Source organism: Kosakonia sp. HypNH10 (assembly GCF_029850615.1).
Classification (GTDB): domain Bacteria; phylum Pseudomonadota; class Gammaproteobacteria; order Enterobacterales; family Enterobacteriaceae; genus Kosakonia; species Kosakonia cowanii.
Window position 1 is genome coordinate 1222894 of record NZ_JAOTIU010000001.1, and the last position, 25905, is coordinate 1248798.

Genomic DNA, 25905 nt, shown 5'->3' on the forward strand with positions numbered 1-25905 from the left:
CTTTTTCAAATTACTCTTACTTTGTCATAAATCTTTCATTTCAGAGCGTTACAACCCTTCCTGTTTTTCACGGGGCGAGAGCCCAGCGAATAGTGGCGCGTTAGTTCAATCAGGAATTCAAAATGAAAAAGAGCACTCTGGCATTAATGGTACTGGGCGTTGTTGCATCGGCTTCTTCTGTTCACGCGGCGGAAGTCTATAACAAGAATGGCAACAAACTGGACGTGTACGGCAAAGTGAAAGCCATGCACTACTTCAGTGATGACAACAAAAACGACGGTGACAAAACCTACGTGCGTTTCGGCTTCAAAGGCGAAACCCAGATTAACGACCAGCTGACCGGTTTCGGCCGTTGGGAATCTGAATTCGCCGGTAACAACGACGAACTCACCTCGGGCCAGAGGACCCGTCTGGCCTTTGCCGGTCTGAAAATCAAAGATTTTGGTTCTATCGATTACGGTCGTAACCTCGGCGTGCTGTACGACGTGGCCTCCGTGACCGATATGTTCCCGGAGTTCGGCGGCGACTCGCTGACCCGTACCGATAACTTTATGACCAAGCGTACCACTGGCGTGGCGACTTACCGCAACACCGACTTCTTCGGCATGGTGGATGGCCTGGACATGACCCTGCAGTATCAGGGTAAAAATGAAAACGACCGCAGCGCCGTGCTCAAGCAAAACGGCGACGGCTGGGGTACTTCTCTGGCCTATGATTTCGGTGGTAGCCCGGTCACGATTATTGGTGCTTACGCCAACTCTGACCGTACCAACGCGCAGAACACCTTGGGGCTGGGCCGTGGTCAGAATGCCGAAGCCTGGGCCGCTGGCGTGAAATATGACGCCAACAACGTCTATCTGGCGACCTTCTACTCCGTGTCATACAACATGACGCCGATTAGTTCCACGGTTAGCTCGGGCTTTGCCAACAAAGCGCAGAACTTTGAAGCCGTCGCGCAGTATCAGTTCGACTTCGGCCTGCGTCCGTCCGTGGGCTACGTGCTGAGCAAAGGCAAAGATATGGAAAACGGTATCGGCGACGAAGATCTGGTGAACTACATCGACGTTGGTGCCACTTACTACTTCAACAAAAACTTCTCGGCGATGGTCGATTACAAAATCAACCAGCTCAAAGACGACAACAAACTGGCCCTGGCTGACGATGACATCGTTGCCGTTGGCGTGACCTACCAGTTCTAAACCCTGTAGTGACCCTCGTTATATGAAATGCCCTCGGTTGAGGGCATTTTTTTCCCGTCAGATGGGAGAAAGCAGGTTAATACCTGTTCATGCCCGGCGTGCGAAGAGCAGCCGGGCATTTTTTATCGGGGGCGTTATGCGGGGAGTTTTAACTTCTCTTTGAAGTCATCGGCAGGTTCAAGCTTCAGCTCAAGGGAGGCTAACAGCGTCCGCGCGCGCTCGTGGAAGTCGCGCAGCGTTTTTTCCAGACGGTCGACCACTTCCTGGTCTTTGATGGCGGTGGGTTTCCAGTGCCCCTCTTTGTCGAAGAGCCCAAAGTGGTAGCGGTAGGTAAAGCGCTTCTCCTGCGCTTCCATTTCCATCCACCATCCCCAAAACTCGCGTTTTTCCGGCGCGGGTTTCACATTCACGCAAACTGCCAGGCAATCAAAGAAAAAACGGTTTTCTTCGCACTGCTCTTCGCGGATATAAGGTCCTAGCGCAGTAAACTTTTTAATCAACCTGCTTCTCGGATGTCCACTTGGTAACGTCATTGCGATCTCCTTTTGTGATGCAACTGTTTTACCAAATCAATGGAAATTCTCAAAGTATTAACCGAACTGATGGTTGATCCAGTCAACAATCTTTCTCAGCGCAGCGTCAAAATTGCGATAAACCGGGTTAAACGGGATGTCGAGCAGCTTTCCATTGCTGGATGAAGAGGTGATTAAGCGCGACTCCGCCTCCGGGCTGAAGGGATCGTTTTGCCAGAAACCAGAGAGCATAGGCGTCGGGCAGCGGCGGCCGAGTAACCCCTGCGTTTTTAATGAGTAGCGGTTAAGTTCAACGCGCAGCGCCTCATCGGAAGCGTCATGCATGCCTAAACGGCTGGCGAGCACATCGAGATACATCTCTGGCACATCGCCCTGGCGCAGCGGCTCGCTGAGCAGGGAATGCACCACCGGCCCGAGGCAGGCCACCGCTTTCAGGCGCGACGCTTCGAGATAGGCCAGTCGCACCGCCACGTTGGCACCAAAGCGAAAACCAAATGCTGCCACGCGGGTGTGATCGACCCACGGAATGTTCGGCAATGCCTGGAGCGCATGCTGATGCAGCAGGCTGGAGTCCTGGGTCAGCTTCCATTTAGTAGAGAAGCCCACAGAAGGCATATCGAGCGTCAGCATGGCAATTCCTTTCGGGGCCAGGTAGCGCTCATAGAGGGTGTAGTAATCAATCTGCAAACCATCCAGCCCGCCGCACATCAGCACCGTCGGGAAGGGGCCTTCGCCTTCCGGCATATGCAGAAAGCCGGTGACCGGCGCGCCGCCGGGAATGGCGAACTCCAGCTCTTTAATGCTGCCCGGCAGGCGCTGCGCGGCCTCTTCATAGGCGCGGTTAGCCAGCGCCTGCGCCTGCTCGGCCAGGCTATCGCCTTTTATGTGGGGATAGGCCGCGATGCTATATAAGTTGGAGGCGTGCAGCCAGTGGCGGCCGCTCAGCGCACTGTCCGTCTCCTGCATCGCTTTTTGCTGCCAGCTCATCGCCTGCGCGGACCATTCATAGATCCAGTTGCCATTGCGGTAGCCGACCACCGTATCGAGCAGTTCCGCGTCGGTGCGCTCGGCCTGGCTCATCACGATGCGCGCCTGCACTTCGAGGATCTCGCGCGCGTCGATGCCGCGCCAGATCCACATTAGCCGGTTGATCATCCGGTACCACTGCGGCACGTTTTTGCCATCCAGCGCGGACTGCACGGGCGGCTGCACGCCAGGGTTAAAGCGGCGCACCAGCGTCGAGGTCTCAGGGTATTTAAAGCGGGGTTTGAACAGCGTTTCGCTAAGATTTGACTGGGGCATGGCGCGCAGCTCCTTAAAATTCACCGGAGGGCATTGTAACCCGTGACGCGCCAAAAAGAACAACGCCCGGCAGAACCGGGCGTGTGTACAACAGGAGGGATTAACGGCCGCTGATTGGCGGAACGAAGGCTACGCCCATATCCCACGGCTGTTCAATCCAGGTATCCTGCGGGATATCAATCACATAATCGTTCACCAGCGGGCGACCGGCTGGCTTGGCGAAGATAGTGACAAAATGTGCTTTCGGATACATTTCGCGGATCGCTACGGCGGTGCCGCCGGTATCCACCAGATCGTCAATCACTATAAAGCCTTCGCCGTCGCCTTCCGCGCGCTTCAGCACTTTCAGTTCGCGCTGGTTGTCGTGGTCATAGCTGGAGATACAAACGGTATCGACATGACGAATACCCAGTTCACGCGCCAGCAGCGCGCCTGGAACCAGACCGCCACGGCTTACGGCGATAATGCCTTTCCACTGTTCTGAAGGCATTAAACGGGCAGCAAGTTTGCGGGCGTGAATCTGCAACATGTCCCAGGTGACGACGTATTTTTCGCTCATGTGAAGTGTCCCAGCCTGTGTTTTACGGCTTAAAAAGTGTTCGAGGGGGAAATAGGTTGCGCGAGATTATAGAGATCTGACGCGCTAAAAACCAGTGTTACCCGGTATCGCCGCCGCTTTTTCCCCAATCCCGTGCTCGCGCTGTCGCCATAAAGTGGTATTCTCAACCGCATCTCGCAAGAGGGTCTTGCGATTCGTTTATCTAACCCGCGACCTGCACGCAACCTGTCCGCAGGCGCTTTTAAGGAGACTCATCGTGTCTGAACTGTCTCAACTATCTCCGCAGCCGCTGTGGGATATTTTTGCCAAAATCTGCTCTATTCCGCACCCGTCTTACCATGAAGAACAGCTCGCCGAACACATTATGGGCTGGGCGAAAGAGCAAGGCCTGCACGCAGAGCGCGACCAGGTGGGCAATATCCTGATCCGCAAACCGGCTACCGCCGGGATGGAAAACCGCAAGCCGGTCGTGCTGCAGGCGCACCTCGATATGGTGCCGCAGAAGAACAACGACACAGAACACGACTTCACCAAAGACCCGATTCGCCCGTATGTTGACGGCGAGTGGGTAAAAGCGCGCGGCACCACGCTTGGCGCGGATAACGGCATCGGTATGGCCTCTGCGCTGGCGGTGCTGGCAGATTCCACCGTGCAACATGGCCCGCTGGAAGTGCTGCTGACCATGACCGAAGAAGCGGGCATGGATGGCGCATTCGGTCTGCAACCCAACTGGTTACAGGCAGATATCCTGATCAACACCGACTCTGAAGAAGAGGGTGAGATCTATATGGGCTGCGCGGGCGGTATCGATTTCATCACCACCCTGCCCCTGACCCGCGAAGCGGTGCCTGCCGGTTTTGAAACCGTCAAACTGACGCTGAAAGGGCTGAAAGGCGGCCACTCCGGTGCCGATATCCATTTAGGTCTGGGCAACGCCAACAAACTGCTGGCGCGCTTCCTGGCGGCCCATGCTGCCGAGCTGGATCTGCGTCTGCTCGACTTCACCGGCGGTACGCTGCGTAACGCCATTCCGCGCGAAGCGTTCGCCGTGATCGCCCTGCCGGCGGATAAAGCCGCACAGCTGAAATCCCTGGCGGATGAGTACCAGGCGATCCTGAAAAACGAGCTGGAAGCGAAAGAGAAGAATCTGGTGGTGCTGGTCGACAGCGTAAGCAGCGACAAAGCGGCGCTGACCGCGCAGTCGCGCGATGCGTTTGTCCGCCTGCTGAACGCCACGCCGAACGGCGTGATCCGCAACTCCGACGTTGCCAAAGGCGTGGTGGAAACCTCGCTGAACGTCGGCGTAGTTACGTTGCAGGATGAGAGCGCAGAGATCATCTGCCTGATCCGCTCGCTGGTCGATAGCGGTAAAGATTATGTAGTAAGCATGCTGGAGTCGCTGGGTGCGCTGGCCGGTGCGAAAACTGCGCCGAAGGGCGGCTACCCGGGCTGGCAGCCGGATGCCCAGTCGCCGGTGATGGCGCTGGTGCGTGAAACCTATCAGCGTCTGTTCAACAAGATGCCGAACATTCAGATTATCCACGCCGGTCTGGAGTGTGGTCTGTTCAAAAAACCCTATCCGGAGATGGATATGGTGTCGATTGGGCCGACCATTACCGGCCCGCACTCGCCGGATGAGCAAGTGCATATCGAAAGCGTGGGCCAATACTGGATCCTGCTTACCGAACTGCTGAAATCTATCCCGGCTAAATAAGCCTGCTGTCCGCGCCGCCCGGCGCGGACATTTTCCTTCCTTTACTTACTGCGCTTTAAACCCTGGCCCCTTAAAGGTGCGCACCGGGTTACCGCGCTCTATCTGATGATGAAACAGCCTGCGTTCCGACTTAAGCGCCGCGCGCTCTTCATCCTGCGCCTGCTCCAGCCGGTGTGAAATCAGCAGCATCGCCAGCCGCTTATTCGCATGCTGGCTGCGCTCCGACTGCACTTTTACGCTAATGCCGGTGGCAATATGCGTGGCACGCACGGCGGAATCGGTTTTATTCACGTGCTGGCCGCCCGGCCCGGATGAGCGCAGCGTCTCAAAACGAATCGCGCTATCCTGCAACGCCGTCTGCGGAATAAACTCCGCCACGCCGATAAACCAGTTCTTCCGTGCATGATTGGCGCGATAGGGGCTCTGACAGATCCACTGCACCGTGCCGCACCAACGCGCACTCAGCGCCTGCGCATTTTCGCCATCGAGGGAGACCAGCACCGAGCGGTAGGCGCCCGGCTGGCGCGCCGCTTCCGTTTCGATCACCGCCAGCGATACCTTTTGCGCCTCAGCCTCTTCCATCAGCCGCGTTAACGCTTTACCTACTGCCAGGCAGCACTCATCAGGCCCCTGCGCGGAGGAGAGTTGCAACAGTCTCATTCGCCCGCCCCTCCGCTCACTTTCAGGGTTAACACCGGGCGCAAGCGCGCAACCGGCGTCACCAGATCGGCGTCGACCAGGCACTCAAGCACGCTCTCAACCGACTTATACGCCTGCGGCGCTTCTTCATAGATCAGCTGACGATCGCGGCAAATTACCCGGCTGCCGAGCGGCGTGCGCGCCAGCTGTGCCGGGGTGAATTTCCCGGACAGGCGACCTTTGCACTCGGTGCGCATCCATTTGCGTCCCGCGCCGTGCGCCAGCGAATAGAGGCTCACCTCGCTCACTTTCGGCATCACCAGCCAGCTGTGATCGCCACGTGAACCGGGGATCACCACCAGGCCATGCCCGTCCGGCGTCGCCCCTTTGCGATGCAGCCAACCGGCTTCACCGCCCACGATGCAGGCTTCAACAAAGTTGTGCGCCACATCGAGCAGCGCTTCGCCATCAGCGTTGAGATGATCGAGAATGCGCCGCGCAATCAGCGCCCGGTTGATACGGGCAAAGTTAAGCGCGTCATCGTGCTCGGCAAGATAGTGGCGAGCCGCGTCGCTCCCCTCCACCAGCCCGGCGTGCGAGAAGGCGTCGACGTGGCGGCGCAAAATCTGCTGCCCCAGTCCGCGTGAACCGCTGTGGGCCAGTAACAGCAGGCGCTGCTCATCAAGGCCGCTTTGCGCGAACAGCGCCGCATCGGTCACGCTATCGACCTGTTGCAGCTCGGCAAAGTGGTTGCCGCCGCCAATCGATCCCAGCGCGGCGCGCCAGGGGTGGTTTTGCCACGCATCCGGCACCGCTTCATCCAGCCAGTCGGCAGAGGCGCTATCGCCCAGCGCGCTGAGGCGTTTTTCGACCTTATCGGCGTTATATTTGCGCCGTACCAGGTCGGTCTGCCACAGCGCCATGCCGCAGCCGATATCGTTCCCGACCAGCGCCGGGTAGAAGCGCCCGGTGGAGAAAAACGCCGCGCCAATCGGGTAGCCGCGGCCGGGGTGAAGATCCGGCATGCCGACGACGCGCGTCATACCCGGCAGTGCCGCAGTGGTGTGTAATTGTTGGATCGCTGAACCTTCGATCCACAGGTTTTCCGACGCAATATAGGAGATCGCGTCTGAGATATGACAAACAGAGTTGCCCATATACCAATCCATATGTAGAGAAATAAAAGGAATTGGCAGACGAAACCAGGGGCAAGTTTTGGAAGAAATTAAGCCTGGAGAGGTCTGCAAAGAGAAATCAGGGCATGGTGTGTCATGGTGAACCTCCTTTGCAGTCAATAGGGAATGAATAAACGCCGGGGATGATAGAGAAGCGGGCGGGAAATTACCACCGCAAATTCTGGTAGGGTTACAGCCCCAGCACCAGCTGGCGCTCAAGCTGCGGGTCGAGCAGTGTGACATGCAGGCCAACCAGCCGCACGCCGCGCCCGCTGCGTCGCTCATCCCACGCCTGGCGCGCGGTGGCGAGCAGATCCTCTTTATTCAGGCACGGCCAGACATGCTCCTGGGTGGTCTGCTGAAAGTCGTTGAACTTCAGTTTCACCCCCTGGCGGGCGATGCGCAGATCCGGTTTCACCACCGAGAGCCGCCGCTCAAGCTCCGGGTAGAGCCGCTCGATAATCGCCTCGCACTCCTCCCACTGATGAATATCCTCCACCAGCGTGCGCTCGACGCCGACGGATTTTCGCAGCCGCTCGCTGCTGATCTCCCGCTCATCAATCCCCTGGCTGCGCTCCCACAACACGCGGCCAAACTTGCCAAACCGCTTAAGCAGCATGGCGAGATCGCTCCTCTGTACATCTTCACAGGTGCGCAGCCCAAGGGTCTCCAGCTTGGCCGCCGACACTTTGCCGACGCCGGGAATTTTGCTCAGCGGCAGCGTGCGCAGAAAGGCCGGCACCTCCGCCGGGGTAATCACATATTGCCCGTCGGGCTTGTTGAGATCGGAGGCGATTTTGGCGAGGAACTTCACCGGCGCGATGCCCGCCGAGGCGGTAAGCTGCGTCTCATTAAAGATGGTCTGGCGGATCTCCTGCGCCATCAGCGTCGCGGAGCCGTAGCAGTGCGGGCTGTCGGTCACATCAAGATAGGCTTCATCCAGCGACAGGGGTTCAATCAGTGAGGTGTAGCGCGAGAAGATGTCGCGGATCTGGCGGGAGGCTTCTTTATAGGCATCAAAACGGCCGGGTAACAGCGTGAGGTGCGGGCAGAGTTTCAGCGCCATCCCGGTCGGCATCGCGCTGCGCACGCCATATTTACGCGCCGGGTAGTTGGCGGTGCTGATGACGCCGCGCTGCACGCGGCTGCCGCCAATGGCAATCGGAATGTCGCGCAGGGCCGGGTTGTCGCGCATCTCTACCGCCGCGAAAAAGCAGTCCATATCGACATGTATGATTTTGCGCATGCGTACACCCTCACAGAACACTGGATAAGTATACAGCACGTTTCAGGCAAATGAGAAGCCAGCCGAGAAACCGCTGAAAAGAGGGCAATCTGCTATTTAATTCTCAGCATTTACTTTCATAATAGCCGTCGCCAAATTGCGCAGGTGGTTGAAAGGCAAAACAGAACACTTTTTGCGCGATGGCGAAAAGACAACCAACAGGATCGACAGGCGCGGAATCACCGCTATTCGGGGCTTGCGAAAAAATGTCGGAGTGCTAATGTGAGCGCTCAAAACAGAATTGTCCGAATTCTGGGCATCTTTTGCCGTTCTGGCAAAGTCGTATCCGTTTTATCAAGGAAACACGTTGTATGCGCAAAATCGCATTGTTCATTGCGATGCTTCTGATCCCGTGCGTCTCCTTTGCTGGCCTGGTTGGCAGCAACAGTGCCACTAAGCCGGTAAGCAAAGATTTTAAACAGCAGTTGATGGGGTCGCCGGTCTATATTCAGATCTTCAAAGAAGAGCGCACCCTTGATCTCTACGTCAAGATGGGCGAACAGTATCAGCTGCTCGACAGCTATAAAATCTGCAACTACTCCGGCGGCCTTGGGCCTAAACGCCGTCAGGGCGATTTTAAAAGCCCGGAGGGGTTCTATTCGGTGCAGCGCAGCCAGCTTAAGCCGGACAGCCGTTTCTATAAGGCGATCAATATTGGCTTTCCGAACAACTTTGACCGCGCCCACGGTTATGAAGGCAAATACCTGATGATTCACGGTGCCTGCGTCTCCATCGGCTGCTACGCCATGACGGATACCGGCATTGATGAGATCTTCCAGTTTGTTACCGCGGCGCTGATTTTCGGCCAGCCGAGCGTGCAGGTGAACATCTATCCGTTCCGCATGACCGATGCGAATATGCAGCGTCACAAATATTCGACCTACGCGGATTTCTGGAAGCAGTTAAAGCCGGGGTATGACTACTTCGCGGCCACCCACCAGCCGCCGATTGTCGCCGTGGTGGATGGACGCTACGTGGTCAGCAAGCCGCTGGCTACCTCCGTGCAGCCACAGCTGGCATCAAACTATACGCTCACCGAGGCAAAATAACGCCCACTCGCCTGGCATAATCTTGTGCCAGGTTTCGTTTGCCGTTAACGGCTGCGTCGCAATCACAGTGACCACATCATTCGGTGTGGTCTCACGCTGAAAATCGATCTCCACATCCTGATCCAGCAGCTTCGCCACGCCAAACGGTGCGCGCCGGGTAATGCAGAAGAGATTGGTGGAGCAGAACGCCATCACATAGCGCCCGTCCGACAGCAGCATATTGAACACGCCCTTCTCACGCAGCTCCAGCGCCAGCGTCGCAATGTACTTAAACACCGCCCCCATATTGCCCGGCATGCGCGGGTAGCGCTGCGTCAGCTTGTGCAGCATCCAGCAGAACGCTTTTTCGCTATCCGTTTCCCCCACCGGGCGGAAGTTGCCGGTCTGCAAAGATTTATACCCCGTAAGCTGGCCGTTGTGGGCATACGTCCAGTTGCGGCCCCAGAGTTCACGGGTAAAAGGATGGGTATTTTCCAGCGCCACTTCGCCGCGGTTCGCCTGGCGAATATGGGCTATCACCGAGCAGGACTTGATCGGGTACTCCTGCACCAGCTTAGCGACGGGCGAGTTATAGCTTGGTTGCGGATCTTTGAAGGTGCGACAGCCTTTGCCTTCGTAGAAGGTGATACCCCAGCCATCTTTATGCGGTCCGGTTCCCCCGCCGCGCTGGACGAGACCGGTAAAACTAAAGCAGATATCGGTCGGCACGTTAGCGCTCATCCCGAGCAGTTCGCACATAGTCACCTCCACAACCGCCTCAATCTGAGAAGGCGTTATTGTTGCAGCCCGTCAGACACGGGCAGCGCCGCGATGACCGCGCCTGAGCGCAGGAACGTTGAGCACTGCCCGGCTTGAACAGGGCAAATAAAAAGCCTGCTTTATGCCTTAACCATCTCTTTTTCGATCAGCTGAATCAGGATATGGATCACTTTGATATGGATCTCCTGAATGCGATCGGCATAGCCAAAGTGCGGAACGCGAATTTCAATATCCGCGGTGCCGGCCATTTTGCCGCCATCTTTACCGGTCAGGGTGATCACTTTCATCCCCTTCTCACGCGCCGCAGCAATCGCTTTGATCACGTTGCCAGAGTTACCGGAGGTGGAGATCCCCAGCAGCACGTCGCCTTCGCGGCCAACGGCTTCTACATAGCGGGAGAATACATAGTCGTAACCGAAGTCGTTGCTGACGCAGGAGATATGGCTGACATCAGAGATGGCGATCGCCGGGTAGCCAGGACGGTTTTCACGGTAGCGCCCGGTTAACTCCTCTGCGAAGTGCATCGCGTCGCAGTGCGAGCCGCCGTTACCGCAGGACAACACTTTGCCACCGGCTTTAAAGCTGTCGGCCAGCAGCACCGCCGCGCGCTGAATAGCGTGAATATTGGCTTCATCTTTCAAGAAATTCGCCAGCGTTTCCGCCGCTTCGTTCAGTTCGTTACGAATAAGATCCTGGTACATGAGGATATCCTTCAGCATAAATGTAAATAACACTGCGCAGTGTACCGGATAGGCTTTCAGCCGAGAAGCTAAAGCCGCCGCTCCCGCCGCCGTTTTCATTTTCCGTGCGCAAAACGACCTCAACAATGTGAACCAGGTTGTAATTATTTTGTAAACACATTGCTAAAAGAAATGACATCCACTACAAACAATACATCACAAGTGGTCAGACCTCCTACAAGAAGGGAGCTTTTCGTTATGATGATTTTGAGTATTGTCGCAACGCTCGTTCTGCTCGGTGTGCTCTTCTATCACCGCGTTAATCTGCTGCTCAGCAGCGTGATCCTGCTGGCATGGACCGCAGCCCTTGGGCTGGCGGGCATCTGGTCTCTCTGGATGCTGGTGCCGGTGGCGCTTATCCTCCTGCCGTTGAACTTCACGCCGATGCGTAAATCCTTTATCTCCGCGCCGGTGTTCCGCGGTTTCCGCAAAGTGATGCCGCCGATGTCGCGCACGGAAAAAGAGGCCATCGACGCAGGTACCACCTGGTGGGAAGGCGATCTGTTTCGCGGTAACCCGGACTGGAAAAAGCTGCACAACTACCCGCAGCCGCGCCTGACCGCAGAAGAGCAGGCCTTTATCGACGGCCCGGTTGAAGAAGCGTGCCGCATGGCGAACGACTTCCAGATCACCCATGAGATGGCCGATCTGCCGCCGGAGCTGTGGGCTTATCTTAAAGAGCACCGCTTCTTCGCGATGATCATCAAAAAAGAGTACGGCGGGCTGGAGTTCTCTGCTTACGCGCAATCTCGCGTACTGCAAAAACTCTCCGGCGTCTCCGGCATTCTGTCGATCACCGTCGGCGTGCCTAACTCCTTAGGCCCGGGCGAACTGCTGCAACACTACGGCACGCAGGAGCAGAAAGATCACTACCTGCCACGCCTTGCGCGTGGGCAAGAGATCCCCTGCTTTGCGCTGACCAGCCCGGAAGCGGGTTCCGATGCGGGTGCTATTCCCGATACCGGCGTGGTCTGCATGGGCGAGTGGCAGGGCGAGCAGGTGCTCGGCATGCGTCTTACCTGGAACAAGCGCTACATTACGCTGGCCCCAATTGCCACCGTGCTTGGCCTGGCGTTTAAACTCTCCGACCCGGACAAACTGCTGGGCGGCGCGGAAGAGCTGGGCATTACCTGTGCGCTGATCCCGACCTCGACGCCGGGCGTGGAGATTGGTCGTCGTCACTTCCCGCTTAACGTTCCGTTCCAGAACGGCCCGACGCGCGGGAAAGATATCTTTGTACCGATTGATTACATCATCGGCGGCCCGAAAATGGCCGGTCAGGGCTGGCGTATGCTGGTTGAGTGTCTCTCGGTCGGTCGCGGCATCACCCTGCCCTCCAACTCAACGGGCGGCGTGAAATCGGTCGCGCTGGGCATTGGTGCCTACGCCCATATTCGCCGTCAATTCAAAGTGGCGATTGGCAAGATGGAAGGTATCGAAGAGCCGTTGGCGCGTATTGCCGGTAACGCCTATGTGATGGACGCCGCAGCGTCGCTGATCACCTACGGCATTATGCTCGGCGAAAAACCGGCGGTGCTGTCGGCGATTGTGAAATATCACTGTACCCACCGTGGTCAGCAGGCAATCATTGATGCGATGGATATTGCCGGTGGTAAAGGCATTATGCTCGGCGAAGGCAACTTCCTCGCCCGTGCTTACCAGGGCGCGCCAATCGCCATCACCGTTGAGGGCGCTAACATCCTCACCCGTACGATGATGATCTTCGGTCAGGGGGCAATTCGCTGCCATCCGTATGTACTGGAAGAGATGGCCGCCGCGCAGAACAACGACGTTGATGCGTTCGATAAGCTGCTGTTTAAACATATCGGCCATGTCGGCAGTAATGAGATGCGCAGCCTGTGGCTCGGCCTGACGCGCGGTTTAACCAGCGCCTCACCGACCGGGGATGCCACTAAACGTTACTACCAACACCTGAACCGCCTGAGTGCCAACCTGGCGCTGCTGTCGGATATCTCAATGGCGGTGCTCGGCGGCAGCCTGAAACGCCGCGAGCGCATCTCCGCCCGTCTGGGTGATGTGTTAAGCCAGCTGTTCCTCGCTTCGGCGGTGTTGAAGCGCTATGACGACGAAGGTCGCCAGGAAGCGGATCTGCCGCTGGTGCACTGGGGCGTGCAGGATGCGCTCTATCAGGCTGAGCAAGCGATGGTCGACCTGCTGGAGAACTTCCCGAACCGTCTCGTGGCGGGCATGATGAGCTTTGTGATCTTCCCGACCGGTCGCCACTACCGTGCGCCGTCCGACAGGCTTGACCATAAAGTGGCGAAGATCCTGCAAACGCCAAATGCTACCCGTTCGCGCATCGGTCGCGGTCAATACCTGACTCCGAGCGAGCACAACCCGGTCGGGCTGCTGGAAGAGGCGCTGGTTGATGTGATGGCCGCCGACCCGATTCATCAGCGCATCTGTAAATCGCTGGGTAAAAACCTGCCGTTTACCCGTCTGGACGATCTGGCTAACCAGGCGCTGGCAAGCGGGCTGATTAACCAGGATGAAGCGGCGCTGCTGATTAAAGCGGAAGCGAGCCGTCTGCGCACCATCAACGTCGATGACTTTGAACCGGATGCGCTGGCGACCCAACCGGTGATCCACACGCCGGAAAAGCTGCGCAAGCCCGAAGCCGCCTAAGCGCCTGACGGCTCCCCTCCTCCTTCGACAAAACCCGCAACCCTGCGGGTTTTTTTCGTTTTTTGGCGTGCTACAGTGTGCCGATGCTGTCTGAAGGGGAGTGGTGATTGTGCCTGGTTTAAAAATTACGCTGTTACAACAACCGCTGGCGTGGATGGATGGCCCGGCGAACCTGCGCCATTTTGATGTGCAACTGGAAGGGATTAGCGGGCGCGATGTGATTGTCCTGCCGGAGATGTTCACCACCGGCTTTGCGATGGAAGCCGCCACGCGGTCGTTATCGCAGGAAGAGGTGGTGAGCTGGATGCGCGACAAGGCGCGGCAGACTAACGCCCTGATCGCCGGCAGCGCAGCGCTGCAAACGGATCGCGGGGCGGTGAACCGCTTTTTGCTGGTCGAGCCGCAGGGCGAAGTGCATTTTTACGATAAGCGCCATCTCTTCCGCATGGCGGATGAGCATCACCACTATCAGCCGGGTGAGACGCGCGTGATATTCGAGTGGCGCGGCTGGCGCATTATGCCGCTGGTCTGCTACGACCTGCGTTTTCCGGTCTGGTCGCGCAACCGCGATGAGTACGATCTGCTGCTCTATGTCGCTAACTGGCCTGCGCCGCGCTCCCTGCACTGGCAGTCGCTGCTGCTGGCCCGCGCGATTGAGAACCAGGCCTGGGTAGCAGGCTGTAACCGCGTTGGCAGCGACGGGAATGGTCACCACTATCGCGGCGACAGCCGGGTGATTAGCCCGCAGGGGGAGATCGTCGCCAGCGCCGACGCGCACCTGGCAACGCGCATCGACGCCGAGATGTCACTCACCGCGCTGAAAGAGTACCGCACCCAGTTCCCCGCCTGGCAGGACGCCGATCCCTTCACCTTAGAGTGATGCCCTCCCGTAGGCCGGATAAGCGTTTCCGCGCCATCCGGCAATGAGCCTGACATGTGGCATTGGTGGAAGGGTTCCGTTCACCATACGTAGTGGGGTTTCATTGACCTCTTATGCGGTGAACGGGACAAGGGGGGGACCGCTCCCCCCTTGTCAATCCCCGCGGCCCCGCGAGGAAATCGGTGCTGCGCACTGCGCTCACCTCCCGCGTGCCTGACTGCGGCCGGCTCGACTCGACTTGCTCGCCCGTTCCGGGACTCGCTCCCTGTCTCGGTTCGCCTCTGTCCGCCATCCATGGCGTCCAGACCTTGTCATTCACGCTTCGGTTCGCCGATTTCAGCGGGGGTCAACACCACCGCTGTAAGATGGACGCCCAATGAAAAACAGTCGCTGCTGGAACCGCGTAGGCCGGATAAGGCGCAGCCGCCATCCGGCAATATTACCGCTGATAAAATGCCGGATGGCGCGTTACACGCTTATCCGGCCTACGGGAACGGCGCTGGTTTGTATGCCGCCATCCGGCAATCGGTGCCGCGGTATTAATGCCCGGGAGCGGAGCCCCCTTAACTCACCAATGCCTGCCCATCTTTGCGGCTCTCGGTGGCGGCAACATACTGCCCCTCCGGCATCCGGTAAATCACCTGCGCGCCGCCGAAATTGTACCCCGCCTGCGGATCCTCAACGGTAATCTGATGCCCGCGATCGCGCAGCGCAGCGATCACATTGTGCGAGAAGGTCGACTCAACAATCACCTCCCGCCCGCGCACCACGCGCCAGCGCGGAGCGTCAATCGCCGCCTGCGGATTCTGGCCGTGCTGCATAATGCGCAGCGCCATCTGCATATGCCCCTGCGCCTGCATCGGCCCGCCCATCACGCCAAAAGACATCAGCGGCTTGCCGTCTGCGCCCATCGCAAAACCGGGAATAATGGTGTGGAACGGACGCTTACTGCCCGCCAGCACATTCGGGTGTTTCGGATCGAGCACAAAGCCGCAGCCGCGGTTTTGCAGGCTGATACCGGTCTCCGGTACCACCACGCCCGAGCCAAAGCCCATAAAGTTGGACTGAATAAACGACACCATCATGCCGCTGGCATCCGCCGTTGAGAGATAAACCGTGCCGCTTTGCGTCGGCGAACCGTAGACAAAATCGGAGGCTTTATCAGGGTCGATCAGCGCCGCGCGGGTTTTCAGGTAGCTGTCGCTGAGCAGCAGGTCAGCGGCAAACTCGAGGTGATCTTCATCGGCGATATAGCGATCGAGATCCGCCAGCGCCAGCTTCATCGCCTCAATCGACAGATGCAGCGACTGCACCGAATCGGGATCGTAACGGCCAATATCGCACTGCTCAAGAATGCCGAGGGCAATCAGCGTCGCAATCCCCTGCCCGTTTGGCGGCAGCTCCTGCACCGATCCACCGGCAAAGTCGCGCGACAGCAGCGAGACCCAGTTGGCTTCATGATTCGCCAGATCCGCTTCGCTCAGGTGCGCACCGTGCTGCTTTGCAAAGGCGGCGATCTTCTGCGCCAGCTCGCCGCGATAGAAGGCTTCACCATTAGTCTCGGCAATCAGCTCCAGCGTGCGCGCCTGCGCCGGGTTACGGAAGATCTCGCCGATTTTCGGCGCCCGGCCTTCAGGGGCAAAGCACTCGCTAAAGCCCGGCTGATCTTTCAGCTTGTCATAGCCGCGCTGCCAGAGATGGCCAATCAGCGGCGAGACGGGAAAACCGTTACGGGCATACTCAATTGCCGGTTGCGCGAGCGTGGTGAGCGGCAGCGTGCCGAAGCGCTCCGCCAGCGCCACCCAACCAGAGACCGCGCCGGGCACCGTCACCGCATCCCAGCCAATCTCCGGCACCGCGTCAAGACCGGCAAAGAGATCCGCATGCCAGCTGGCGGGCGAGCGGCCAGAGGCGTTCAACCCGTGCAACTCTTTGCCATCCCAGACGATGGCAAAGGCATCGCTGCCGATGCCGCAGCCGGTCGGCTCTACCACTGTTAACGCCATCGCCGCGGCAATCGCCGCATCTACCGCGTTACCACCCTGCTGCAACATACGCATTCCGGCCTGTGCCGCCAGCGGCTGCGACGTTGCCACCGCGTTTTGGCCAATCATCGGCGCGCGGCGTGAGGCGTAACCGACGCTAAAATCAATCGCTTTAGTCATGCAAACTCCTTAGTCGTGGCGCGGATCGAGCGCGTCGCGCAGCCCGTCGCCGAGTAAATTGAATCCCTGCACGGTGAGGAAGATCGCCACACCGGGAAAAATCGACATCCACGGCGCCTGCTCGAGGAACCCTTTTGCCGTGTTAAGCATGGCGCCCCAGGAGGGGTATGGCGGCTGCTGCCCGAGGCCGAGAAACGAGAGGCTCGCCTCCGTAATGATCGCCGAGGCGATGGCAAGCGTGGCCTGTACCAGAATCGGCGACATCACGTTGGGCAGCACATAGCGCACGATGATCCAGCGGTCCGGCAGGCCGATGGCGCGCGCACCGTCGATATACTCTTCATTACGAATGGCGATCACCTGACCGCGCGTCAGGCGGGCAAAGATCGGCATCGCCGAGAGGCCAATGGCGATCATCGCGTTGGTCAGGCTTGGGCCGAGAAACGCGCCGAGGGCAATCGCCATAATCAGAAACGGACAGGCGAGCAGCGCTTCGATAAAGCGCGAAATCACCCCATCCCACATCCCCTGAAAATACCCGGCCAGCAGACCGAGCGGCACGCCAATCACCACGGCGATCACCACCGAGACACAGCCCGCCAGCAGCGAGGTGCGCGCGCCCCATACCATGCGCGAGAGAATGTCGCGCCCCAGCTCATCGGTGCCAAACCAGTGGAGCACCGAGGGGGCCTTACGCACCGCCAGAAAATCGGCTTTGACCGGATCAAACGGTGCGATCCACGGTGCCAGCAGTGCGATAAGTACAAAGATGCCGACAATCACCGCGCCAAGCACCGCGCTTTTATTGGCGAGAAATTTCTTCAGCACCCGGTTTTCATTGCGCGGCAGCGTAGCCGCCGCACCGACAGAGGTGAGTTCCGCCATTATTCGCTCCGCATTTTCGGGTTGATCAACACATACAGCACGTCGGCCAGCAGGTTGAGGGCGAGAAAACCGATCGCCACTACCAGCACTACGCCCTGCACCACCGCGTAGTCGCGGTTGAAGACGGAATCGACAATCATCTTGCCGAAGCCGGGAATGGTAAACACCTGCTCGGTGAGCACCGCCCCGCCGAGTAACTCGCCGAACAGCAGCGTTGTCAGGGTGATCACCGGCACCAGCGCGTTACGAAAGGCGTGCTTCATGATCACCGCTTTCGGCAGTAACCCTTTGGCACGCGCGGTGCGGATGTAATCGGCTTTCAGCACCGCAATCATCGACGCGCGGGTGTGGCGCATCAGCGTCGCTGCAAGGCCGGTGCCGAGCACCAGCGACGGCAGCAGCAGCGTGCGCAGGTTTTGCAGCGGATCCTCCGCAAAGGGCACAAAGCCGGAAGCGGGCAGCCACTGCAAATTGACCGAGAAGATGAGGATCAGCAAAATCCCCAGCCAGAAGTGCGGCACCGAAATTCCCGAGATGGCGACGAAGTTGGTGCCGTGATCGATCCAGCTGTTCTTATTCACCGCCGCAAGGATGCCCATACTGATGCCGACCAGCAGCGCGATGATCATCGCCAGCAGCGACATCTCCAGCGTCACCGGCAGCTTGGCGGCAATCAGATGGGTCACCGGCTCCTGCGTGCGTAAAGAGACGCCCAGATCCCCCTGCAACGCGCGGGTCAACCAGTGGAAATACTGCACCGGAATCGGCGCATCCAGGTTCAGCTCCGCGCGCAGATGAGCGATCACCGCCGGATCGCGCTCCTCGCCGAGCATGGCGGTGATCGGATCGCCGGGCAGCAGCTTCTGCAACCCGAACACCATCATGCTCACCAACAGCAGAGTCGGCACCGCGAGCATCAGGCGTTTGCAAATCAGTTCCAGCATGGTCTCTCCTTACGGCTGACGGGTTATTTGGCGAAGCTCAGACCCGCCAGACGCACAATGCCGTCCGGGTAAGGGGTAAAGCCCTGCACTTTTTTGTTCAGCCCGAACAGGCGCGGCTCAAAGTAGAGGTAGGCAATCGGCATATCCGTTTGCAGCTGTTTCACCACTTTTTCATACAGCGCCTGGCGGGTGGCGGGATCGTTCTGCGTCCGCGCTTCGGTCAGCCATGTGTCGACCTGAGCGTTGCTGTAGCGGCCATCGTTGAGTGCGCCTTTGCTGTGTACAAAACCAAAGATGCTGCCATCGGGATCCGGGCGGCCGGACCAGCCGGAGAAGCTGAGCTGATAATCACCGCTCTGCTGTCTGTCGAGCAGGGTGGCGAATTCCGTCATTTGCAGGTTGATGTTAAAGCCCGCTTCGGCGGTCATCGCTTGCAGCACCTGGCCCACCTGCTGCGAGGTTGGGTTATTCGGCACCAGCAGCGAGACGGTCAGCGGCGTTTTCACCCCGGCGGCCTGCAACAGCGCTTTTGCTTTTTCCACATCGCGCGGCGCAACCGGCAGCTTGACGTGATACGGGCTGACCGGCGAGAAGGCCTGGTTTGCCGGGGTATAAAGCCCCTCGAATACCACCTGGTTGAGCGCCTCGCGGTCGATAGCCAGCGAGAAAGCTTCGCGCACGCGCGCATCTTTAAACGGATCGTTGGCCGGCACTTTGCCGTTATTGATATTAAATGTGATGCCCTGATAACCGAGGCCGGTCACCTTCGCCAGTTGCAGCTTGCTGTCGCTCTGCACGGTTTTCACGTCGCTGGCGGCAACGCCTTCCGTCAGATCGAGATCGCCCGCACGCAGGTTGGCCAGCCGCACGGAGGCATCCGGGATTGGCAAATAGACCACTTTGTCGAAGTGGTACGCGCCTTTGTTCCAGTAGTTATCGAAGCGGGTCAGCACAATGCGATCCTGCGCGACGCGGCTGTCGAATTTATAGGGGCCAGAGCAGACCGGGTGCGCGGCGAAATTGGCTTTCTTCGCCGCCTCTGGTGCCAGCATCGCGCCAGCGCGGTCGGTGAGCTGCATCAGCAGCGCCGAGTCCGGCGTTTTCAGGTGCAGAGCGATCTGCATCGGCCCGGTCACCTCAACGGATTCCACCGAGGAGAGTTCGCTTTTGCGCAGCGAGCCTGGCAGCGTCAGGGCGCGATCGAGGCTGAATTTCGCCGCCGCGGCATCAAACTTCTCGCCATCGTGGAAGGTGACCCCTTCACGCAGAGTCATGGTCAGGGTTTTACCATCTTCGCTCCATGTCCACGCCGTGGCGAGGCCCGGCACTACCTTCAGGTTGGCGTCGACATCCACCAGCCGGTCGCAGAGCGAGGCAAAGACAAAACGCCCGTAGTAGGTACGCGCCAGATGCGGATCGAGCATATCGGGATCAGCGCCGAGGCCCACTTTCAGCACACTTTCAGCGTGGGTCGGCAGCGCCGCGCCCAGCAACATAACGCTTCCCAGAACGGTCAACAGAGAATTTCGCACAATCATTATTGTTTCCTTTAACGGGACGAGTGAGAGGCTGCCTGTTCAAACAGCGCGCGGCGGCGCAGGAAGGCGGCGGAAGGCGGAGCAATCTGGATAACGCTGCGATCGCGGTTAATCTCCTGCCAGCGATGGCAGGCCACCTGGCGGCCGCCGTCGAGCAGTTGGTTAATTGGCTCAAGCTGGCGGCACTCATCGCTGACATAGGGGCAGCGGGTGTGAAAACGGCAGCCCTGCGGCGGGTTGGCCGGGTTAGGCAGATCGCCCTGCAACAGCGGCGTTTGCCGCTCAAGGCCAGGCTGCGTTTGCGGCGCAGAGGCGATCAGCGCCTGGGTGTAGGGGTGCAACGGTGCGTCGAAGATCTCTTCGACCGTCGCCATTTCGACAATCTGCCCGAGATACATCACCGCCACGCGGTCGCTCATATGGCGGATCACCGCCAGACCGTGGGCGACGATAATCATCGTCAGGCCAAACTGCTGCTTGAGGTTCTCCAGCAGGTTGACCACCTGCGCCTGCACCGAGACATCGAGCGCCGACACCGGCTCATCGCCGAGCAGCAGTTTCGGGCCTGAGGCCAGCGCGCGGGCGATGCCGATACGCTGGCGCTGGCCGCCGGAAAACTCATGGGGGTAGCGACGCGCCCAGGCGGCGGGCAGCCCGACGGTGGAGAGCAGTTCCGCCACGCGCAGCTGGCGATCGCTTTTGCCCATCTTCTGGTGCAGCCACAGCGGTTCGCCGACGATCTGCTCAACGGTCATGCGCGGGTTAAGAGAGGCAAAGGGGTCCTGAAAGATGATTTGCAGCTCGCGGCGCAGCTGGTTAACGCGCGCGCCGCTGGCATGGGTGATCGCCTCGCCCTGGTAATAAACCTCGCCTTCGGAGGCGGCAAGCAGGCGCAGCAGCAGGCGGCCGAGGGTCGATTTGCCGGAGCCAGATTCGCCGACAATCGCCAGCGTTTCACCGGGGTAAACCGCCAGCGAGACGCGATCGACTGCGGTGACATACCGTTTTGGTGCAAAGAGGCGCGACGGCCCGGCAAAGCGTTTGCTGAGATCGTGGGCTTCAAGAATCGGTGTGCTCATGCGGTTTCTCCCAGCGCGATATGCTGTTCAAGGGGCGCGCGGAAACAGGCCACCAGGTGACCATGCCCCTGCGGCTGTAAGGTCGGTTTTTCCTGATGGCAGCGCGTCTGCGCAAAGGGGCAACGGGTGGCGAAGCGGCACCCTTTCGGCATCGCCTCCGGCAGCGGCACCGCACCGGGAATGGTGGAGAGCGGGCCTTTGCGTGCGCCGAGGGAGGGGATCGAGCCCATCAGGCCAATGGTGTAGGGGTGCTGCGGATCGGCAAAAATCGCCTCGACGCTCCCCTGCTCCACCACCTGACCGGCGTACATCACCGCCACCTGCTGCGCCACTTCTGCCACCACGCCGAGGTCGTGGGTGATCATCAACACCGCCGTGCCGGTTTCTGCCTTCAGGGTGTTGAGCAGGGCAAGGATCTGCGCCTGAATGGTGACATCCAGCGCGGTGGTCGGTTCGTCGGCAATCAGCAGCCGGGGGTTATTAATCAGCGCCATGGCGATCATCACGCGCTGGCGCATACCGCCGGAGAGCTGGTGCGGATAGGCTTTGAGGCGCATCTCCGGGGCGGGGATCTGGACTTTTTCGAGAATTTGTAGCGCCGCCGCCATCGCCTCGCTGCGCGAGACGTTCTGGTGGCGCATCACCGCTTCACTGAGCTGATCGCCTAACGTGAACGCCGGGTTGAGGGAGGTCATCGGCTCCTGAAAAATCATCGCCAGCGCGTTGCCGCGCAGGTCGGCATAGTCACGCGGAGCAAGCTGGCGCAGATCCTGGTCGCGAAAGTGCATCTCGCCGCTGACAATCTGTGCGCTGGTGGGCAGCAGCCCCATCAACGCCAGCGAAGTAATACTTTTCCCGCAGCCCGATTCGCCCACCAGCGCCAGCGTCTCACCGCGTTTTACGCTCAGAGAGATGCCATCTAATACGCTGACCGGCGATCCGGCAAACTGCACCTTCAGGTTGGTTATCCGCAGCACCGGCGCGGGATCGTGAAACGGGATCGTCGTCATGGCATATCGTCCTCAATGTGGATGGCCTGGATCAGGGCGTATTGCAGATCGAGCAGGTGTTCGCGCATCGCCATGGCGGCCGCGGCCGGCTTGCGATCGCGGATCGCCTGCATAATGCGGTGATGATGATCGTTGTAGCGGTCGACCTTCGCCGGCGTACGCGCCAGCTCGCGCAGGTGGTGCCAGGCGGGTTCGCGGCGCACGGCGTCGAGGGTGTCGAACAGGCCAAGCAGCAGACGGTTGCCCGCCGCTTCAGCAATCGCCCGGTGAAAGGCGCTGTCCCACAGTTCATTGAGGTCCGGATCTTCGGCGCTGACGTTATCGATGCGCTCAAGCATGCGCTGCATCAGCGCCAGCTGCTCCGGGCTTGCCCGCAGTGCCGCCAGCCGCGCCAGGCCTGGCTCAATCTGTAAGCGCGACTCCATCACTTCCAGCATATTGGTCTGCTGAACCAGCCCTTGTAGCGCAACGGGCGAGGCAGGCGCGGTGGGGCCGGTAAAGGTCCCTTTGCCCTGCTTGCGCCAGATGCGCCCCTCCTCCTCCAGCACGTCGAGGGCGCGGCGGATCTCGCGCCGCCCGACGCCAAACATTTCAGCCAGCTCGCGCTCTGTCGGCAGAGGAGTCCCTGGTGTTGACTCATACTGGTGGATAAGGCCACGAAGCTGTTCAAGCGCTGTGCTGGAGTTCGCCAGATAGCGTGAGGGTTTTTCCATATTGGTTCATCCGCGTTCGCGTTATCTTTTTATTTCATAACAGCAAGTTATGGTTTTTATGCCTGCTGCCGCTCAGGGTTTATTAAGCAATTTGCGAACCAATAGATCATTGGTTCAGTTATATTTTTGAAATATTTGTTAATACATTGATTTAAAGATGTTTATTTTTTGCCAGAAGTGGCGGGAAAAGCAGCGCCGGAGGGGAAGAAAAACGGGCAATGCACAGTTTTTGTGCAACAAACGCACCAAAAAAGAGCAAAAAGTTCACAAATGCACCGCCCGATGGCGCGGTGCCTGTGAGGGGGGCGGGAGTTTGTATTGCCCGATGGCGCTGCGCTTATCGGGTCTACGGTGCGGTGCCTGAGAGAGATGGGGGTTTGTATTGCCCGATGGCGCTGCGCTTATCGGGCCTACGGGTGCGGTGCCTGAGAGGAATGCGAAGTTTGTATTGCCCGATGGCGCTGCGCTTATCGGGCCTACGGGGGGGATACGTGTGTGAGCCGGGTGTTGTAGGCCTGATAAGGCGCAGCCGCCATCAGGCAACGGCTGACGGGCGAGCGATCAGCTGCCCGACCGCGAGGCTAAAGGCGCGCAGCGCCTGGGCGACATCATCCTCTGCCACGCTCTCCGCCGGATGGTGGCTGATCCCGCCCGCACAGCGCACAAAGAGCATCGCCGACGGCCAGCGTTCGGCGATGGCGATGGCGTCATGCCCGGCACCGCTCGGCAACAACATCGTGCGCCCCTGCACTTCCCGCACCGCGTCGCTTAACTGCGCACGCAGAGCTTCATCGCAGGGCGTGGCGGCAATGGTATAAAAAATCTCATAGCTAAAACTCACGCCGCGCCGCGTCGCAATCACCTCTGCCTGCGCCAGCAGGCGTTGCAGCAGCGCGTCGCGCGCCTCATCCTGCGGGCTGCGAATATCAAGCGTCAGGCTTACCGCGCCAGGGATCACATTCACCGCGCCGGGCTCGCACTGCAAGGTACCAACGGTGGCGACAATATCCGGCGCGAAGGCCTGGGTGGTCTGCTCAATAAACAGCAGCCATTCGGCGGCGGCAGCCAGCGCATCGCGGCGATGGCGCATCGGCACCGTCCCGGCATGGCCCGCTTCACCGGTAAAGCGGGCGTGCAGACGGTGCGCGCCATTAATCGCGCTCACCACGCCGAGGGCGAGATCCTCCTGCTCCAGCACCGGCCCCTGCTCAATATGCAACTCGAGGTAGGCCGAGAAATCCGCCACTGGCCGCTGGGCGGCAAAAATCGCATCGGCGCTCAGCCCGGCAAGGGCTAACGCCTGCGCCACGCTGACTCCCTGCGCATCCTCGCAGGCGAGCCACGAGGCGGGCCAGCTACCGGTCACTCCACGGCTGCCGAGCATGGCGATGTTAAAGCGCGTTCCCTCCTCATCAGCAAAGCCGATAATCTCAATCGCCTGCGCCCCGCGAAGCCCGGCGCGATTTAGCGCATCCACCACTTCAATCGCCGCCAGCACGCCGAGCATGCCGTCGTAGCGCCCGGCGTTGCGCACCGTATCGAGATGCGAGCCGAGCAGCAGCGCCTGCGCGCCCGGCTGCGCGGCCTCATAGCGCCCGCAGATATTGCCGACCGCATCCTGCCAGGTGTTCATGCCCGCCTGCTGCATCCACTGCGCGACCAGCGCGTTGGCCTGCAAATGCTCCGACGAGAGATAAACGCGGGTCAGCCCCTCTGTGCTTTCGCTTAATTGCGCCAGCGCGTCGCAGCGCGCCATTACCCGAGCGGCGGCGCAGGCGGCCTCCTCCTGATTCATCATGCGCGCGCTCCTTCATACACATCCCAGGCTGCCTGCATCGCCGCGCCCTGCACGGTACGAAAACCGAGGCGGTTGAGCACCGCTTCCAGCGCGGTAAGGGTTTGCAGGACGCAATCTTTGCGCGCGTTATAGCCCATGGTGCCAATGCGCCAGATCTTGCCCTGTAGCGGGCCGAAGGAGGTGCCAATCTCAATATGGAAATCGTTCAGCAGGCGCTGGCGCACCTCTTCACCGTGTACCTCAGGCGGGATCACCACCCCGAGCACGTTATTCATCTTGTGGCGGATGTCGCCAAACACGCCAAGCCCCATTCCCTGGATACCGGCGAGCAGCGCGCGGCCGTGCAGTTCGTGGCGGGCAATGAGGTTATCCATCCCCTCCTCCAGCATAATGCGCGCGCATTCGCGGGCGGCGAAGAGCATGCTGGTGGCTTCGGTGTGGTGGTTCAGGCGCTCCGGCCCCCAGTAATCCATCACCATGCCGAGATCGAAATAGTTGGAGTAGATCATCTCCTCGCTGCCATCTTCGTGGGCCTCGGTGCGGATCCCCTGCTCAACACAGCGGCGGGCGCGGATCGCCGCCTCCATGCGCGGGCTTAAGGTGACCGGCGCGCTGCCGGACGGCCCGCCAAGGCACTTCTGCAACCCGGCAGAGACCGCATCCAGCCCCCAGGCATCGCTCTCCAGCGCGTTGCCGCCGAGTGACGCCGTGGCATCGGTGTAAAACAGCACATCGTGGCGGCGGCAGATCTCGCCCAGTTGATCGAGCGGTTGCAGCATCGTTGTCGAGGTGTCGCCCTGCACCGTCAGCAGCAGGCGCGGCTTAACGCGCTTGATCGCCTCTTCAATCTGATCCGGGGTGAAGACTTCGCCCCACGGCGCCTCGATGGTATGCACCTCGGCGCGGCAGCGGCGGGCGATTTCACAGAGCAGATGACCAAAGCGGCCAAACACCGGCACCAGCACGCGATCGCCGGGGCGAATGGCAGAGACGAGGATCGCCTCAATACCGGCGCGCGAGGTGCCATCCACCAGCATCGTCCAGCGGTTTTCGGTGCGAAAGACGCCGCGATAGAGCGCCATCACCTCATTCATGTAGCCGGTCATTACCGGATCGTACTGGCCGATAAGCTGGCTCGCCATCGCGCGCAGCACGCGCGGATCGGCATTGATCGGCCCCGGCCCCATCAGCAGGCGTTGAGGCGGGTTGATTTGTGAACTGTGGGAGAGATCAAACATTGGCACGTCCTTCATCCGGTCAATGAAACAAAAGGTTCTTATTTGATATTTCTGC

General features: G+C 59.6%; 22 protein-coding genes. 5 read left to right on the forward strand and 17 right to left on the reverse strand.

Translation table 11 applies throughout. From position 1 onward, the window contains the following. The first annotated feature begins 122 nt into the window (after nt 1-122). On the forward strand, nt 123-1199 hold the full coding sequence (phoE, locus tag N7V53_RS05885) for a phosphoporin PhoE (RefSeq protein ID WP_279792630.1): 1077 nt from the start codon (nt 123-125) through the stop codon (nt 1197-1199). A 134-nt stretch (nt 1200-1333) separates the two neighbouring features. Here phoE and crl read toward each other — a convergent pair whose 3' ends face one another. From crl to gpt, 3 genes are all read right to left on the reverse strand, one after another. Beyond that, nucleotides 1334-1732 (reverse strand): sigma factor-binding protein Crl, encoded by a 399-nt coding sequence (gene crl, locus N7V53_RS05890; RefSeq protein WP_023479000.1) that lies wholly within the window; start codon nt 1730-1732, stop codon nt 1334-1336. A 57-nt stretch (nt 1733-1789) separates the two neighbouring features. Further along, entirely contained in the window at nt 1790-3034 is a 1245-nt protein-coding gene (gene frsA / locus N7V53_RS05895) for an esterase FrsA (protein ID WP_279792631.1), read from the reverse strand. A 100-nt stretch (nt 3035-3134) separates the two neighbouring features. Continuing rightward, the gene (gene gpt, locus N7V53_RS05900) at nt 3135-3593 is read right to left on the reverse strand and encodes a xanthine phosphoribosyltransferase (protein ID WP_023478997.1); all 459 of its coding nucleotides are present in this window, start codon (nt 3591-3593) and stop codon (nt 3135-3137) included. Nucleotides 3594-3849: 256 nt separating this feature from the next. Between gpt and pepD the strand changes: the two genes are divergently transcribed. After that, the gene (gene pepD / locus N7V53_RS05905; protein ID WP_124969583.1) at nt 3850-5307 is read left to right on the forward strand and encodes a cytosol nonspecific dipeptidase; all 1458 of its coding nucleotides are present in this window, start codon (nt 3850-3852) and stop codon (nt 5305-5307) included. 45 nt (nt 5308-5352) lie between these two features. Here pepD and prfH read toward each other — a convergent pair whose 3' ends face one another. The 3 genes from prfH to dinB all read right to left on the reverse strand — a co-directional run bounded on the left by prfH (nt 5353) and on the right by dinB (nt 8367). Continuing rightward, nucleotides 5353-5967: a peptide chain release factor H gene (gene prfH, locus N7V53_RS05910; RefSeq protein WP_279792634.1), complete on the reverse strand. Its 615-nt coding sequence runs from the start codon at nt 5965-5967 to the stop codon at nt 5353-5355. Further along, nucleotides 5964-7103, reverse strand: a complete 1140-nt coding sequence (locus tag N7V53_RS05915) for an RNA ligase RtcB family protein (RefSeq protein WP_279792635.1) — start codon at nt 7101-7103, stop codon at nt 5964-5966. Before N7V53_RS05915 ends, prfH begins: the two co-directional genes overlap by 4 nt. Before the next feature lie 208 nt (nt 7104-7311). Beyond that, entirely contained in the window at nt 7312-8367 is a 1056-nt protein-coding gene (gene dinB / locus N7V53_RS05920; protein WP_279792637.1) for a DNA polymerase IV, read from the reverse strand. A gap of 350 nt (nt 8368-8717) precedes the next feature. Here dinB and dpaA point away from each other — a divergent pair, with 350 nt between their 5' ends. After that, complete coding sequence (dpaA, locus tag N7V53_RS05925; protein ID WP_023479016.1) at nt 8718-9455, forward strand: peptidoglycan meso-diaminopimelic acid protein amidase; 738 nt, start codon at nt 8718-8720, stop codon at nt 9453-9455. Here the strand turns inward: dpaA and N7V53_RS05930 are convergent. Continuing rightward, a complete protein-coding gene (locus N7V53_RS05930; protein WP_279792638.1) occupies nt 9426-10193 on the reverse strand; it encodes a class II glutamine amidotransferase in 768 nt (255 codons plus the stop codon). The genes dpaA and N7V53_RS05930 overlap by 30 nt on opposite strands. A 140-nt stretch (nt 10194-10333) precedes the next feature. Next, nucleotides 10334-10915 carry a D-sedoheptulose 7-phosphate isomerase gene (lpcA, locus tag N7V53_RS05935; RefSeq protein ID WP_023479022.1) on the reverse strand — a complete coding sequence of 194 codons (582 nt, stop codon included), beginning with the start codon at nt 10913-10915 and terminating at the stop codon, nt 10334-10336. Between the two features lie 237 nt (nt 10916-11152). Between lpcA and fadE the strand changes: the two genes are divergently transcribed. Together fadE and N7V53_RS05945 are read left to right on the forward strand one after the other, a co-directional pair. Beyond that, nucleotides 11153-13600 carry an acyl-CoA dehydrogenase FadE gene (gene fadE, locus N7V53_RS05940; RefSeq protein WP_076769432.1) on the forward strand — a complete coding sequence of 816 codons (2448 nt, stop codon included), beginning with the start codon at nt 11153-11155 and terminating at the stop codon, nt 13598-13600. Between the two features lie 109 nt (nt 13601-13709). Continuing rightward, nucleotides 13710-14480, forward strand: coding sequence for an amidohydrolase (locus tag N7V53_RS05945; protein WP_023478982.1), 771 nt, complete (start codon nt 13710-13712; stop codon nt 14478-14480). 563 nt (nt 14481-15043) lie between these two features. Here N7V53_RS05945 and N7V53_RS05950 read toward each other — a convergent pair. From N7V53_RS05950 to N7V53_RS05990, 9 genes are all read right to left on the reverse strand, one after another. Next, nucleotides 15044-16645: a gamma-glutamyltransferase family protein gene (locus tag N7V53_RS05950; protein ID WP_279792641.1), complete on the reverse strand. Its 1602-nt coding sequence runs from the start codon at nt 16643-16645 to the stop codon at nt 15044-15046. 9 nt (nt 16646-16654) lie between these two features. Beyond that, nucleotides 16655-17530 (reverse strand): ABC transporter permease, encoded by an 876-nt coding sequence (locus N7V53_RS05955; protein WP_023479468.1) that lies wholly within the window; start codon nt 17528-17530, stop codon nt 16655-16657. Beyond that, nucleotides 17530-18474: an ABC transporter permease gene (locus N7V53_RS05960; protein ID WP_023479449.1), complete on the reverse strand. Its 945-nt coding sequence runs from the start codon at nt 18472-18474 to the stop codon at nt 17530-17532. The genes N7V53_RS05955 and N7V53_RS05960 overlap by 1 nt, the downstream gene beginning before the upstream one ends. A gap of 23 nt (nt 18475-18497) precedes the next feature. Then, nucleotides 18498-20012 carry an ABC transporter substrate-binding protein gene (locus N7V53_RS05965; protein ID WP_263753196.1) on the reverse strand — a complete coding sequence of 505 codons (1515 nt, stop codon included), beginning with the start codon at nt 20010-20012 and terminating at the stop codon, nt 18498-18500. An 11-nt stretch (nt 20013-20023) separates the two neighbouring features. Continuing rightward, nucleotides 20024-21091, reverse strand: a complete 1068-nt coding sequence (locus N7V53_RS05970; protein ID WP_187801434.1) for an oligopeptide/dipeptide ABC transporter ATP-binding protein — start codon at nt 21089-21091, stop codon at nt 20024-20026. Beyond that, nucleotides 21088-22101, reverse strand: coding sequence for an ABC transporter ATP-binding protein (locus N7V53_RS05975; protein WP_023479460.1), 1014 nt, complete (start codon nt 22099-22101; stop codon nt 21088-21090). Before N7V53_RS05975 ends, N7V53_RS05970 begins: the two co-directional genes overlap by 4 nt. After that, nucleotides 22098-22814 carry an FCD domain-containing protein gene (locus N7V53_RS05980; protein WP_023479491.1) on the reverse strand — a complete coding sequence of 239 codons (717 nt, stop codon included), beginning with the start codon at nt 22812-22814 and terminating at the stop codon, nt 22098-22100. Before N7V53_RS05980 ends, N7V53_RS05975 begins: the two co-directional genes overlap by 4 nt. Before the next feature lie 535 nt (nt 22815-23349). Continuing rightward, nucleotides 23350-24612 carry an allantoate amidohydrolase gene (gene hpxK, locus N7V53_RS05985; RefSeq protein WP_279792642.1) on the reverse strand — a complete coding sequence of 421 codons (1263 nt, stop codon included), beginning with the start codon at nt 24610-24612 and terminating at the stop codon, nt 23350-23352. Then, nucleotides 24609-25850 (reverse strand): alanine--glyoxylate aminotransferase family protein, encoded by a 1242-nt coding sequence (locus N7V53_RS05990; RefSeq protein ID WP_279792644.1) that lies wholly within the window; start codon nt 25848-25850, stop codon nt 24609-24611. The genes hpxK and N7V53_RS05990 overlap by 4 nt, the downstream gene beginning before the upstream one ends. Between the last annotated feature and the right edge of the window lie 55 nt (nt 25851-25905).